This is a genomic window from Thiomonas sp. (assembly GCF_054608695.1).
In genome coordinates this window covers 1-12,978 of sequence record NZ_JBTRXV010000017.1, presented here as the reverse complement: position 1 = coordinate 12,978, position 12,978 = coordinate 1, and the positions used below count along the sequence as shown (strand labels likewise).

General features: G+C 66.7%; 15 protein-coding genes and 1 pseudogene. 2 read left to right on the top strand and 14 right to left on the bottom strand.

The window, feature by feature from the left end:
• Position 1: 1 nt before the first annotated feature.
• The 9 genes and pseudogenes from ACYCUK_RS08495 to wrbA form a co-directional block, all read right to left on the bottom strand.
• A complete protein-coding gene (locus ACYCUK_RS08495; RefSeq protein WP_461594358.1) occupies positions 2-754 on the bottom strand; it encodes a Crp/Fnr family transcriptional regulator in 753 nt (250 codons plus the stop codon).
• Positions 755-866: 112 nt separating this feature from the next.
• A pseudogene (locus ACYCUK_RS08490) lies at positions 867-1,355 on the bottom strand (universal stress protein); the annotation flags it as partial.
• Positions 1,312-1,818: a translational machinery protein gene (locus ACYCUK_RS08485; protein WP_461594357.1), complete on the bottom strand. Its 507-nt coding sequence runs from the start codon at positions 1,816-1,818 to the stop codon at positions 1,312-1,314. The gene ACYCUK_RS08485 and the pseudogene ACYCUK_RS08490, both read right to left, overlap by 44 nt.
• Positions 1,819-1,891: 73 nt before the next feature.
• Positions 1,892-2,257 carry an SDR family oxidoreductase gene (locus ACYCUK_RS08480; RefSeq protein WP_461594356.1) on the bottom strand — a complete coding sequence of 122 codons (366 nt, stop codon included), beginning with the start codon at positions 2,255-2,257 and terminating at the stop codon, positions 1,892-1,894.
• A 183-nt stretch (positions 2,258-2,440) separates the two neighbouring features.
• Positions 2,441-3,073, bottom strand: coding sequence for a TIGR01841 family phasin (gene phaP / locus ACYCUK_RS08475; RefSeq protein WP_461594355.1), 633 nt, complete (start codon positions 3,071-3,073; stop codon positions 2,441-2,443).
• A 233-nt stretch (positions 3,074-3,306) separates the two neighbouring features.
• Positions 3,307-4,671 carry a voltage-gated potassium channel protein gene (kch, locus tag ACYCUK_RS08470; protein WP_461594354.1) on the bottom strand — a complete coding sequence of 455 codons (1,365 nt, stop codon included), beginning with the start codon at positions 4,669-4,671 and terminating at the stop codon, positions 3,307-3,309.
• A 22-nt stretch (positions 4,672-4,693) separates the two neighbouring features.
• Positions 4,694-6,124 carry an FAD-binding oxidoreductase gene (locus tag ACYCUK_RS08465; protein ID WP_461594353.1) on the bottom strand — a complete coding sequence of 477 codons (1,431 nt, stop codon included), beginning with the start codon at positions 6,122-6,124 and terminating at the stop codon, positions 4,694-4,696.
• Positions 6,121-6,636, bottom strand: a complete 516-nt coding sequence (locus tag ACYCUK_RS08460) for a DUF2069 domain-containing protein (RefSeq protein ID WP_461594352.1) — start codon at positions 6,634-6,636, stop codon at positions 6,121-6,123. The genes ACYCUK_RS08465 and ACYCUK_RS08460 overlap by 4 nt, the downstream gene beginning before the upstream one ends.
• Positions 6,637-6,646: 10 nt before the next feature.
• Entirely contained in the window at positions 6,647-7,249 is a 603-nt protein-coding gene (gene wrbA / locus ACYCUK_RS08455; RefSeq protein WP_461594351.1) for an NAD(P)H:quinone oxidoreductase, read from the bottom strand.
• Between the two features lie 11 nt (positions 7,250-7,260).
• Between wrbA and ACYCUK_RS08450 the strand changes: the two genes are divergently transcribed.
• Both ACYCUK_RS08450 and ACYCUK_RS08445 read left to right on the top strand, forming a co-directional pair.
• Positions 7,261-8,475: a YihY family inner membrane protein gene (locus ACYCUK_RS08450; RefSeq protein WP_461594350.1), complete on the top strand. Its 1,215-nt coding sequence runs from the start codon at positions 7,261-7,263 to the stop codon at positions 8,473-8,475.
• A 142-nt stretch (positions 8,476-8,617) separates the two neighbouring features.
• Positions 8,618-9,058: a hypothetical protein gene (locus tag ACYCUK_RS08445; RefSeq protein ID WP_461594349.1), complete on the top strand. Its 441-nt coding sequence runs from the start codon at positions 8,618-8,620 to the stop codon at positions 9,056-9,058.
• A 48-nt stretch (positions 9,059-9,106) separates the two neighbouring features.
• Here ACYCUK_RS08445 and ACYCUK_RS08440 read toward each other — a convergent pair whose 3' ends face one another.
• The 5 genes from ACYCUK_RS08440 to ACYCUK_RS08420 all read right to left on the bottom strand — a co-directional run.
• A complete protein-coding gene (locus ACYCUK_RS08440) occupies positions 9,107-9,400 on the bottom strand; it encodes a hypothetical protein (protein WP_461594348.1) in 294 nt (97 codons plus the stop codon).
• A 29-nt stretch (positions 9,401-9,429) separates the two neighbouring features.
• The gene (locus ACYCUK_RS08435; RefSeq protein ID WP_461594389.1) at positions 9,430-9,636 is read right to left on the bottom strand and encodes a hypothetical protein; all 207 of its coding nucleotides are present in this window, start codon (positions 9,634-9,636) and stop codon (positions 9,430-9,432) included.
• Positions 9,564-10,070, bottom strand: a complete 507-nt coding sequence (locus ACYCUK_RS08430; protein ID WP_461594347.1) for a nucleotidyltransferase family protein — start codon at positions 10,068-10,070, stop codon at positions 9,564-9,566. The genes ACYCUK_RS08435 and ACYCUK_RS08430 overlap by 73 nt, the downstream gene beginning before the upstream one ends.
• Positions 10,071-10,111: 41 nt before the next feature.
• A complete protein-coding gene (locus ACYCUK_RS08425) occupies positions 10,112-12,442 on the bottom strand; it encodes a nitric oxide reductase activation protein NorD (protein ID WP_461594346.1) in 2,331 nt (776 codons plus the stop codon).
• Positions 12,443-12,474: 32 nt separating this feature from the next.
• Positions 12,475-12,978 (bottom strand): CbbQ/NirQ/NorQ domain-containing protein (locus ACYCUK_RS08420; protein WP_461594345.1); only part of this gene is annotated, 504 nt, incomplete at its 5' end.

Sequence of the window (12,978 nt, the reverse complement as noted above, 5' to 3'; positions counted from 1 at the left end):
CTCAGACGCGGATGGGCGATTTCCAGGCGAAGGGTTTGGTCTCGCCGTCCAGCCAGGCCTGCAGGACATCGGACTTTCGGAGCGTGACCCGTTTCCTGTCGATCAGCACGACGCCGGCCTTGCTCAGCTGGCTCAGCAGACGGCTGACGGTCTCCATGGTCAGGCCCAGATAGCTGCCGATGTCTTCGCGGGTCATCGGCAGGGTGAACGAGCCGGCGGCCAGCCCGCACGCAGGCGCGTGGGCGGCCATTTGCAGCAAAAAATAGGCAATCTTCTGGGTGCTGCACATGCTGCCGAGCATGAACTGATCGCGCTTGGCCAGCGCAAGGCGCTCGGACATAGAGTCCAGCAAATGCTCCAGGAACTCGGGCGACTCCCGCGCCAACGCCTCGATGGCATGCCAGGAAAATTCGTACGCCTCGGTCGGCTCCAGAGCGATGAGATCGGTGAGGCAGGCCTTTTCGGCATACCCGCTCAGCCCCAGCAATTGCCGCGGCCAGTGAAAGGCGATGATTTGCTGGCCGCCGTCCTCCCCCAGGAAGACCGATTTGAACGAACCCTTGCACACCGCATACAGATGCCGGAAAGCCGCGCCGGCGTGGAGCAGCGTCTCGCCGTGCGCCACCTGGATGCGATGGACCGCCAGCAGGCGCAGGCGCGTCCGCAAATGCGCAGAGAGGCCCAGTGGCAGGCAGTCTTCGCAAGCGCCGGAACCGGGAAGGATGGATGCCGCAGAAATCGGAACGCGATTCATGCCGCCGCATGGTAAGCCATGCACCGGCGCGGTTCGGACAGCCAGGCGGTGCGGATCCGGGCGGGTTTCCGGCAGTTCGGGCCGCGGACGGGCGTAGCGGGTGGACGATGAGCACGGGAATCGGGCTGACCCTCGCCACGCCTTCGGCCACGCTGCCCAGCAGCAGGTGGTGCGCCCCGCTGCGGCCATGGCTGCCGATGACGATGAGATCGGCGTCCCATGCTTTCGCATCCGCCGCGATGGCATCGGCAACGCGCGGGCTTTGCGGCTCGGTTTCGGCGATCGCGGTGCAGGCGTCGTGCCCCCATTGCGTGGCCTTTTTCATCCAGCCGTCCAGCATGAGGCAGGCATCGTTGTCCGTCGCCTGCAGCAGGCTGGGCACGGCGCCGATGAAGCCGTTGTTGTCGATCACGCTGAGAAAGCGCACCGCAGCCTTGTGCCCCCGAGCCAGCGCGATGGCTTGTTCTGCGGCGGCCTGTGCCGTGCTGCTGGCGTCGAGGGAAACGAGGATTTTGGTGTAGGGCGGCAGGGTCGTGACCTGTTTGGGGTTGGAATTTTCAGGATGGCCTGTGGTTCGGCGCGCGCTTGGACTCCGCCGCATGGCTCTTGCTGGTCTTCTTCGGCTTTCCCGGCGCGGCCTCTTCAGCCATGCCGGTGGAGCCGGGGCCTGCTCCGGGAAAATCGCCCAGCATGCGATCCTTGGCCCTGAAGTACTGTCGCGCGTGCATGGCAAGCTGGCCGTCCGTCGGGTGGTCCACGGTTTCAAGCCCCAGCACACGCTGCGCGACGGCCGGATCGTGGTGCAGCATGTGCTTGAACAGTGCCAGCTTGGCCTGGCCGGGGCCGGTGATCAGGATTTCCTGCGCATCGGCAAGCGCCCGCGCGATGCCGTGGTAGTAGGGCTGGTCTTCCTCGGCCTTGCCTGGACCGATGGTGCCGCGCTTGTGATGCACATGGGGATTTCCGGCGGCCTCGACGATGGCCTTTTCAACGTCCTCGGCGTCGATGAACAACACATGAGCCTGGGCATGATCGACCCAGACGACGGCGTGGCGATGCGACATGTCAACTCTCCTTTCAAAAAACACACAATGCGGTTGCGCATCGCACGGGGTCGGTTCGACCCGGCCTCTGCGGTCAGATCAGATACTGCCCGCCGTTGATGCTCAGCGTGGAGCCGGTGATGAAGCCCGACTGCTCGTCGATGAGAAACGCCACCGCGTGGGCGATCTCGGCGGGTTGGGCCAGCCTGCCCACCGGTATTTGCGCGACGACGCCTTCCAGCACCTTGGGATCCACGGCGGCCATCATGTTGAAGCAGGCGTCGAAGTCGCTGGCGTCCCATGGGTCGGCGGCGATGGCCGTGGCATCCCTGAATGCCTTCGCCGCCACCTCATTGCCACGATAGATGACGGCGGCGCGGCAGCCGTCTTGCTGCAAGCGCCGGGCAATGGCCGCGCCAATGCCGCGCGTGCCGCCGGTGATCAGAGCCAGTCGTGTCATGCATGTCTCCTGAGCCGATGCGCGCCTCGGTCTTGGGGCAGCGTCCGCTCCACCCGAATCCGCGCCAGCTTGCAAGCCAAAACATCGGTGCCGAGTCAATGCCTCCGGCCATGCAACCCATTCACCCCACAAGGCATTTCTACGCCCAGGTGACGGGCCAGGAAGGCGGGCCATGACCGCGTTTCAGGCCGCTCGCTTGCGCGCGTGGGGGCGTGGCGCTGCAGCATGTTTCGTCACCGCTTGTGACGGATTCCGTGTGTTGTCGGCCATGATCTTGACCGCCTTGCCCTGCGACTCTTGCATCGCCTCCAGAGCCTGCGTGGTGAAGTTCATGAAGCTTTGCATCAGGCTTGCCGCCGGGGTGCGCCCCCAGGGGTCCGCAAGCGGACTCGACCCGTGGCTGCCAAGAAAACTCGGGAGCGGCCCTGCGCTTCCCGGCGCATGTGGACGCTTGCTGTTGTCGGCCGCCATGGTCTCGCGCAGGGCTTGCTGCATGCGCAACAGGCCCTGGTTCATGGCATCGGCCAGTTCCGCCTGGGTCGTGCCGGCAATTTCAGCCAGTCGCTGGGCATAGGCCAAGGCCTTCTGACCGTTGGCCTGCGCCGGATTGCCGGTCTGGACTCGTATCCACTCCGGCACGTCACGCGCGGACGCTGCGGCACGCATGGCCTCGGCGCCGTCGTGTGTGGCATCGCGCAGCATTTGCAGATTGAGCCGGGCCACTTGCTCGAAGCCATGCATGACTTTCTCGGCCATGCCGGCCATGAACTCCAACTCCGCCTTCTGCACCGCCTGAATCTGCTCACGGGTCCGCATCGCCGTTCTCCCGGAAAATGTGGAATAACGCGCCCAGTATGCGCGCGATGTTTCAAACTTCCTTGATCGACATCAAGGCTTGCCCAGACCTGGCGCTCCGGCCGCCGTGGGCCCGCCGCACACGCTTCTTGATAGGCCGATGCGGTGCACCAGCGCAAGGGCGGGTTGGCGGATTGCGGCAGAGCGCGGCGCGGGGCCATCAGGCGCGGGCCGCGCGCGCCGCGCAGCCCGCTTCAGTTCTGCGCGAACAGCAGCTTGGAGACCGTGTCGTTGTCGATGGGCTCGTCGAACAGGGTGCGCACCAGCAGGTCGCTGCCCAGCACCTGCGGGGCGAACAGCATGTCGGGCTGCACGCGGCGAATTTTCGCCAGATGGCGGGCGTCGTTCACGCCGGCGATGGTCTTCACCCCTGGCGCCAACTCCTTGACCGCGAGCACGGCGAAGGCGTTCTCGGCGTCGTCGTCGCGCAGGGTGAGCACGGCCTTGGCCTGGGGCACGCCCGCCTGCTCCAGAATCTCGCTGCGGGTGGCGTCGCCGACGATGACGTCCGCATCATCCGGATAGGGCGATGGTTTGCCGGGCGGAGCGATGATCGTGACCGGCACGTTGCGGCCACGCAGCTCTTTCCACAGCGTGTAGGCCAGGCTCGAGACCCCGATGATGACGTAATGGTTGCGGCGATTTTCGCGGTGCATCCTGCCCTCCAGAGCACGTTTCAAGCTGCCGCCCACGAGCGGCCCAATGACCACCGACAAGGTGGTGGCGAAGACGGTGATGCCCAACACAATCAGCGAGACGGTGTACATGCGCGCTTCCACCGTTCGGGGAACGATGTCGCCATAGCCCACGGTGGACATGGTTTCCACGGCGTAATAAAACGCCGTGGGCAGCGTGTGGATGGGCGGCGTATAGCCGGCGCCGAACCACAGGCTGCCGAGCACGCCGTAAATGAGCAGGCTGCCAATGCCCAGCAGCGCGAACAGCGAACTCGCTGCCAGGCTGCTGCGGTCGAAGCGCCTGGCGTAGACCGCCAGCACGACGATGAGCAGCGCGGCGATCACGAACACGGTGTTCGGCTTGTGGGCGTACCACAGCGCCAGGCCCGCCGACAGCAAGGCCAGCAGCAGGGTGATGACCCAGGCCACGCGTGCGCGCAGCAACAGGCCCAGGGCCATGAGCATCAGGCCGAAGCCGATGAGCACGCGCGGAATGACGGCCAGGTTGGCCACGCCCGCGATGGTATCGGCGCCATGCTCCAGCAGCCCGTGCAAAGCAGTGAGCAGCGGGAAGAACTGCGGACGCACCTGCAGGGCCCCGCAGCTGGCCGCCAGCAGCGCCGCCAGCACTTGCGGGCCCTGCTCGCGCCACATTTTCATCAGCCAGCGCAAGGCTGCGGCCAAGCGCGCATGCAGGCGATACGGCCAGGCTGCCTTGCGCAGCGGGGCAGGACCAGGCGCCGAGGGCGGCAAGGGCGGCGGTTTCGAAGACGGTGGCCCTGAGGGCGGCGCAGGCGGTGGCGCCACGCCGTCGGCAGGCATCGCGGGCAACGGCGCCTCTGGGTCGAGCGCCGGGTCCAGCGTCGGCTCGGGCGGTGCCATCAGCAACTCCAGGAAGCCGGGCTCATGGCCGGATCACCTTGCCCGGGTTCATCAGCCCATGCGGGTCGAGCGCGGTTTTGATGGCGCGCATCATGGACAGCACGACGGGGCTTTTGTAGCGCAGCAGTTCCTCGGTCTTGAGCTGGCCCACGCCATGTTCGGCGGAGAAGCTGCCGCCGCAGGCCGCCGCGGCGTCGTGCACGATGCGGTTGCAGGTCTCCTGGTGGCGCGCCAGAAACACCGCCGCGTCGCCCTCGATCGGTGCCTGCACGTTGTAGTGCAGGTTGCCGTCGCCCAAATGCCCGAACACCACCAGGCGCGCGCCCGGCAAAGCCTGGGTGACGAGTTCGGCCGTGCTCTCGACGAAGGCGGCCATGCGCGAAATGGGCACGGCGATGTCGTGCTTGATGTTCAACCCCTCCTGCGCCTGGGCCAGTGGAATGTGTTCGCGCAGCGCCCACATGCCTTGCGCCTGCGCCAGGCTCTGGGCCACGGCGACATCGGCCACCCTGCCCTGTTCCAGCGCCGCCCCGAGCACGGCTTCCAGCCGCGCCTGGGCATGGGTCTCGCTCTCGCTGTCGGACAGTTCCAGCAGCACGCACCAGGGCGTGCTCAGTTCCAGGGGCAGGCGCAGCCGCGGGAAATGGCGCTGCACCAGTTGCAGGCTGTGCGTGCTCATCAGCTCGAAGGCGGTCAGCCCGGCGCCCAGTGCCGCGCGTGCCTGTTGCAGCAGGTCCACGGCGTCCTGCGCGTGGGCCACCAGCGCCAGCGCGGTGCGTTGCGCCAGTGGCTGCGTGAAGAGTTGCAGGCTGGCGGCGGTGATGATGCCCAGCGTGCCTTCGGCGCCGATGAACAGGTCGCGCAAGTCGTAGCCGGTGTTGTCCTTGCGCAGCGCGCTCAGACCGTTCCAGACCTCGCCCTGCGGTGTCACCACCTCCAGCCCGAGGCAGAGCGCGCGGGCATTGCCGTAGCGCAGCACCGCGGTGCCGCCGGCATTGGTGGAGAGCACGCCGCCGATGGTGGCGCTGCCCTCTGCGGCCAGGCTCAGCGGGAACAACAGGCCGGCCTGCTGCGCGGCGTCCTGCACGTTTTGCAAGACGCAGCCGGCCTCGGCCACCAGCACGCCGTCGGCGGCGGACAGGTCGCGGATGCGGTTCAGGCGCTTGAGCGAGAGCAGCAGTTGCGCACCGCTGGCGTCGGGCGTGGCGCCGCCCACCAAGCCGGTGTTGCCGCCCTGGGGCACGACGGGCACGCCATGCGTGGCGCAAAGCTGCACCACCTCGGCCACCTGCGCGGTGTCGGCCGGCAGCGCCACGGCCAGCGGTTTGCCGTGGTAGCGGCCGCGCCAGTCGGTGGCATAGGGCGCAAGGTCTGCGGCGTGATCCAACACTTGGCTGGCCCCGAGCAGGGCGCGCATGGCGTCGAGGAAGCGGATGCGTTCAGGCGGGCTCATGGCCTCGTATCGGACGCGGAGGGCGAAGGGGCTGGCGCATCGACGCGACGACCAGCAGGCGCCTCGGCGCGCAAATCGGCACTGGCAGCAGCGGTTTGCGCAGCCCGTGCCGTCGCTTGCGGCCCGTGCGCATGCGCCCGCAGTGTGGCGGCCATCATGCCGAAGGCGGCCAGGGCCAGCGCGCATTCGGCCCAGCCGAGCATGCGCGACAGCGCCTGCGGGTCGGTCAGCCCGCGCACCACGCCCTCGGTCAGGTAGAACCACACCAGCATGCTCATCCACTGGTAGGTGTAGAGCCGGCCGCGCCACATGCCGGGGGCGGCGGCCAGCAGTGGCAGCACCTTCAGTGCCAGCCACGACCCCCCGGGACGCAGCGGCGCCCACCACAGCTCCCAGCCCAGGCACAGCACGATGAGCGCGGCCCACAGGGTGAGGTTGGCCCGCCGCCACGCGGGGGCGGCGAAGCGGGAGTCGCTGGCCTGCGCGTCGCCTTGAAGCGTTTGCGGATTCATCGCCCGGGCCTCATGCAGGAGCACTCAGTTTGCGCGCCGCGCCCGCCAGGCGACGCCCCAGCGCGGTGGCCAGGCGCAACTCCTCGGCGGTGGCCGCCAGGCTGGAGTCGTGCCCCGCGTGATGGCTGGCGCCGTAGGGCGTGCCGCCGCTGCGCGTGCTCATCACGTCCGGCTCGCCGGCATAAGGCAGGCCGACGATGAGCATGCCGTGATGCAGCAGCGGCAGCATCATCGACAGCAAGGTGCTTTCCTGCCCGCCGTGCAGGCTGCCGGTGGAGGTGAACACGGCGGCTGGCTTGCCCGCCAGCGCCCCCGAAAGCCACAGCGCGGAGGTCTGGTCCCAGAAATACTTCATGGGCGCGGCCATATTGCCGAAGCGCGTGGGCGAACCCAGCGCCAGGCCGACGCATTCCTCCAGGTCGGCCAACTCCACATAGGGCGGGCCTTCGCGCGGAACCGGCGGCTCGGGATGCTCCACGAGCGCCGCCACGCGCGGCACGGTGCGCACCCGCGGCAGCATGCCGGGAACTTCGGCCACCCCCCGGGCCGTGGCCTCGGCCAGTGCGTGCGTGCCACCATGTACGCTGTAATACAGAATCAAGATTTCATGCATGCCGCAATCCTATGCGCCCCCGCTATCGACCGCCCGACATTCCCCAAAGCCTGCACTTGCTCATCAAGCGCTTTGGCCAGGAGCGCCTGGCGCAGACGGCCGGCAGCCTGACGTTCACCACCCTCATCTCCATGGTGCCGCTGCTGGCGGTGGGCCTGTCGCTGTTCACCGCCTTTCCCGCCTTTCATCGCATGCAGGACCACCTGCAGCAGCAGTTCGCCCACGCCTTGCTGCCGCAAGGTATTGCCGAAACCGTATTCCGCTATCTCAACCAGTTCGCCGCCAAGGCCAAGGGCCTGGGCGCGGTGGGCGTGGCCGGGCTGGTGTTCCTGGCCACCTCGATGATGCTGACGGTGGACAAGGCGCTCAACGCCATCTGGCGCACCGCCCGCCCGCGCCCGCTCGCGCAGCGCGTGCTGCTGTACTGGGCCGGCATCACGCTGGGGCCGCTGGTGCTGGGCACCGGACTGGCGGCGTCGGCAGCGCTGATGGCGGCGCATCGCGGCTGGTTGCACCACATTCCGGGCGGTACGGGTGTGTTGCTCACGCTGCTGTCGTGGGCCGTCATGGGTGCGGCCATCGGCGCGCTCTACCGCTTCGTGCCCAACACCGAGGTGAAGTGGCGCGATGCCCTGGCGGGAGGATTGTTCGCCGCCATCGGCTTCGACCTGGCCGGCCGCGCCTTTGCCTGGTATGTGGCCAGCGTGCCCACGTTCACCGCCGTCTACGGCACCTTCGCCACCCTGCCCATTTTTCTGATATGGATTTACTGGAGCTGGATGGTGGTGCTGCTGGGCGCGATGCTGGCCGCATTCCTGCCGCTGCTGCGGGTACGCGCCCTGCCGCCGCAGGCCGTGGCGGGAGGCGAATTTCTTCTGGTGCTGAAGCTGCTGCGTCAGCTTGCCGCCGCGCGCAAGGCGCCCGACGTCGGCCGCGAGACCCTGGTCCTCGCCCGCAGCCTGCGCTGCGACCCGCTGCACCTGCAGCCGCTGCTGAATGCGCTCGAAGCCATCGGCTGGATCGGCCGTGTCACGCCCGATGCGCGCCATCGCTCGGTGCGCTGGGCCTTGCTGGTGGACCCGGCGCAAACCCCCGTGGCCGCCTTGGTGGACGTGCTGCTGCTGAACCACGAGGCCGCCGCCGAGTTTTCGCCCTTGCTCGGCAACATCGTCAGCGACGAGGAACGCGCGCTGATGCTGGAGCGGCTGCTGCAAGACACGCCCTGAGCGCGCATGCTGGTAGCAGATCTCGCTGACACGCAGTGCCACCTGGGGTACGAATCTTGCAAAGCCAAAAGCGCAGCCGTAGCCCATGCGCCGGCCTCGGTTCCTTGATGATTTGCCCCGTCCTTGCTGAATTGGAGGAACCATGGACATCACCGTCTATCGCGCTGAAGCCCTTGCCCGCGAAAGCCGCACCCTGCCCGCCGCCACCTACAACCTCGCCCGCACCCTGCAAGCGCGCAGCCCCAGCGGCGTGGCCTTCGTGCCCGTGCGCTTCATGCAGGTGCTGGCCATCCTCGACGCCACCGAGTTCGTGTTTCTCGACAGCCACACCAAAAGCTGGGTGATGCTCGCCTGGCAGGGCTTCCACGCCCATGAGCGCAGCGCTCTGGACGCGCCGGTGCCGTTCGAGTCCGTGTGCTACGAAGACAGCGGCGTCGAAGCCATGCGCCGCCTGCCGCGCGAACTCCATCTCGCGCTGCAGGCCCTGGCCGCGAAACAACGGATCGACGGGCCGGCGAAGGTGCTGAATTTCCATGCGCGTCGCCGTGGAGACGAGCGTCCGGCACCTCCCGACGGAGCCTGACCGCTCAAGCAGCGTTCCAACGCGCGCTTGCCGCACACGGCAGCGGCATCACTCGCCGTCACCCAACTCCGCGTCCCACCCCTCATCCTTGGCGCGGGTGATGGCCGCGGCGTAGATGCGGGCGTGGCGCTCGGCGAGCTCGGGCGGCAGGCTGCTGGGGAGGTTGCCGTACCGGTCCCACTCCTTGTCGACCTTGTCCATCAACGCCTGCATCTGACCGATATCCCAGCCGCCGCAGTCCTGCGTGTCGGGGATGAGGCCGAACAGCCGCGCATCCAGCACGACCCGTCCGAGTTGGGTGATGCCGTGTTTGTCCCGATCGAGGCCGACGTATTTGTCCATGGGTGGGTGTTGTTTAGGGCCTGTTCACGCTATTTCTGCGCCCGCGGGGAGGATCTGTCGGAGCTGGGCCACCAAGTCTGGCGGCTCCTCTGTCGCGATGCGGTAGAGCTGCACATGATCGATGCGTCCGTCTTCATGCGCCAGGATATTCGTAGCCCGATGATCAGTTTCCAGGGAATCTCCGGGTGCGCTTGGCGGGTTGGCGCGCGGATGCGGCGCGCAGCCTCGCCGATGATTTCCAGCGCGCGTTCGAGAGCGAGTTTGCGCAGGGTATCCGATGAAAATAATTCCAGCGACGATCTCGGTGCCTTGAAGTGCCGCGTCGAGCATGTCCCACAGATGGGGCAGGGTCGCGGAATTCAGGCGACATAGAGGCTACAAGATCTTTGGTGATCGCTGCGCGGCGGTATGGGTTGCGCAGAATTTCAGGAGTCGCGACATCGACCTCGTGGCCGAAAACCTGCTCCAGCTCCGCTTTCATCACAGCGAAATGCAGCAACCCCGGCGCGCTCGCCAGGCTGAATTCGACCCGCACATCCACATCGCTGTCTGGCCGGAAATCCTCACGCACGGCAGAACCGAAAACCGAGAGTTTGCGCACGCCGTACTGCCGACACACGGCGCTGAGTGCGTCGGCTTTGTAGCGAAGGTGCGTTGCAGCTTGTGACATGGTGCAACTATCGTACCCGGATCCATGGGTGAATCAGCAGATTACCGTGTCAGCCCCGCGTACAGCAGCGGCAGTTTTTCCGGCAGGCGCTGCACGTGGTCGACGACCATGAAATTGTTCTGGCCGAAGATGCGCACCACGTATTGGTCGGCGCGCGGGTCCAGGCTCATGCAGTAGGTGACGACGCCATGTTTGGCCACGTCCTCCACCGCCTTCTTGGTGTCGGAGCGCAGGTATTGCGGGTCGCGCACGTCGATGTCGGCGGGCTCGCCGTCGGTGATGACGAGCAGCAGTTTTTTCGCGGACTTCTGCAGTTGCAGATGGTGCCCGGCATGGCGGATGGCCGCGCCCATGCGGGTGGAGAGCTGGCCGGTCATGCCCGCCAGGCGCGCCTTGGGTTCTTCGTTCCAGTGCTGGTCGAAGTCCTTGAAGCGCAGGTACTGCACGTCGTGCCGGCCGTCGGAGCAGAAACCGTGGATGGCGAAGGGGTCGCCCACCTTGCTGATGGCGTCGGCCAGCAGCACGCAGGCCTGGCGCGTGAGGTCGAGCACGGAATAGTCCTGGCCCGCCACCTTGTCGTTGGTGGACTCGGACAGATCGAGCAGCACCAGGATGGAGAAGTCGCGCACTTTGCGCACGCTGCGCATCATGACGCGCGGGTCGGGCTGCTGGCCCATGCGCATGTCGATGAAGCTGGCGATGGCGGCGTTGATGTCGATCTCGTCGCCGTCTTCGAGCTTGCGGATGCGCTGCACGCCCTGCGGCTGCATGGCGTCGAGCAGGAACTTCATGCGGTGGATTTCGCGCTTGTACTGTGTGGTGATGGCGTCGATGGCGGCCAGGTCGCCCAGCTTGCCGCGCCGCTCCAGCACCGTGGCCCAGGCCGGGCGTTCGAGCTGGATCTGGTAGTCCCATTCCGAGTAATGGAAGGGTTCGGAAACCGGCTCCTTGCCCTCCATCTCGTTGAAGCTCTTGCCCATGTCTTCGTAGGGGAAGAGCTCGGTGTCGAGCACCCAGATTTCCTCGGCGTCGTCGCCGGCGTTCTCGACGTCGATCTCATTCGCCATGTCCATCACGCTGACATGCTTGCGCACCTGCTTGACGGACTCATAGCCGGCATTGGCGGCCTTGTTGAAATCGAATTCCTCGAACTCCCAGAAGTAGCGGTTGTCATCACGGTAGGGCGCGGTGAGCAGGTCGTTGCGGGCGTTGAAGGGGATGCGTTTGTCGGCCTGCAGCTTGTGTGCGAGGGTGACGCCGATGTCCCACGACAACTGGTTGTCGTGCAGGCGGTCGTGGGTCTGCGCGAACAGCGCGCGGCCCTCGGCGACCCACGGGTCAGCGTCTGCATAGCTGTCGTCCAGCAGGGCGCGGGCGAGGCGGTTGAGATAGTCGCCGACGGTGGCCGTCATCTCCGGCGTGGCCGTGTGCAGCTGGGCCCACAGTTGCTTCAGGCCGGGGAAGCGGCGGATGGAGAGGGCTTCCACCCGCGCATCTTCAATGACGGAGATCACCGCCATCTGGTAGGGGTTCAGCGCCTCGGCGGAAATGGGCGTTCGGGTCTCCACCACATGCGCGGCGCAATGCGCGGCGGCGGCGCGGTACAGCTCCAGGCCGGGCACGCCGCCGTGGTCGTCGTAGGCGTCGGGCAGGTGCAGCAGATAGTCTTCGATATAGGGCTTGTAGCCCTCGCGGTTCTCGAAGTCGCCCGAGGTGGGGCGCATGAAAAAGTCCCGCCCCCACAGCGCGCGCAAATACATATTGATGCGCCGCTGCACGTCCACCAGCAGCGTGCCCTTGCGCTCTTTTTGCAGCATGGCGAGCGATTCCTTGCTCTCCAGGCTGAAGTAAAGAATCTGCTCTTCGTAATTGGTGCGATGCGCGTGCGCGCCCCACAGCGCCCAGCGCCGCAAGCCGCCCAGGGTGAGCTGCTGGAACAGCACATCGATCTTGCCCAGCATCGGCCGCACGCCGCGCGGGGCCTGGGCGATGAGGGTGTTGATGAACTGCAGATACTTGCTGAACAGCTCGGCATCGCCCAGACGGTTGGCCGCGGTCGGGGCGGTGGCGAGCAGCAGTTCGATCACCGCGCCCGAGGTTTTGGAGGCCAGTGTGAGCGCCGCCGTGGCCAGTTCGCCAACCACGTCCTCGCCCACTTCCTTGGCCACCAGCGGGGCGTTGTCGATCCAGTTCTCCACCAGCGAATCGCCCTTGCCGAGGCCATGCAGCGCACCCGCGCCCTTGAGATAGTTGTCCAGCCCGCGCGGACTCAGCGCCTTGGTGGCGTCGGGCCACGCCGACTTGAGCACGGTCTGGGTGTGCTCGGACAGGTCTTCGAGGTAATCGGCGTAGTCGTCGAGATTGATGGCCATGGGTCATGCCTCCGCGTTGAAGAACACCGCCATCAGAAGAACGTGCTCACCGCTGCATCCAGCGCGTCGCGCATGTCGGGGTCGTCGGTGATGGGGCGGACCAGCGCCACGCGGCAGGCGGACTTGGGATCGACGCCTTTGGCGATGAGGCTGCCGGCGTAAATCAGCATGCGGGTGGACAGGCCTTCGTCCAGGCCATGGCCCTTGAGGTTGCGGCTGCGCTCGGCGATGGACACCAGCTTCTCGGCCACGTCCTTGGCGACGCCGGATTCGTGGACGACGATCTCGCTTTCGATGGCGTGCTCGGGGTAGGTGAAGTCCAGGCCGCCGAAGCGCTGCTTGGTCGACTGCTTCAAATCCTTCATCAGGCTCTGGTAGCCGGGGTTGTAGGAGATGACGATCTGGAAATCCGGGTGGGCATGCACCAGCTCGCCCTTCTTCTCCAGCGGCAGCACGCGGCGGTTGTCGGTCAGGGGGTGGATGACCACGGTGGTGTCCTGCCGCGCTTCGACAACCTCGTCGAGATAGCAGATGGC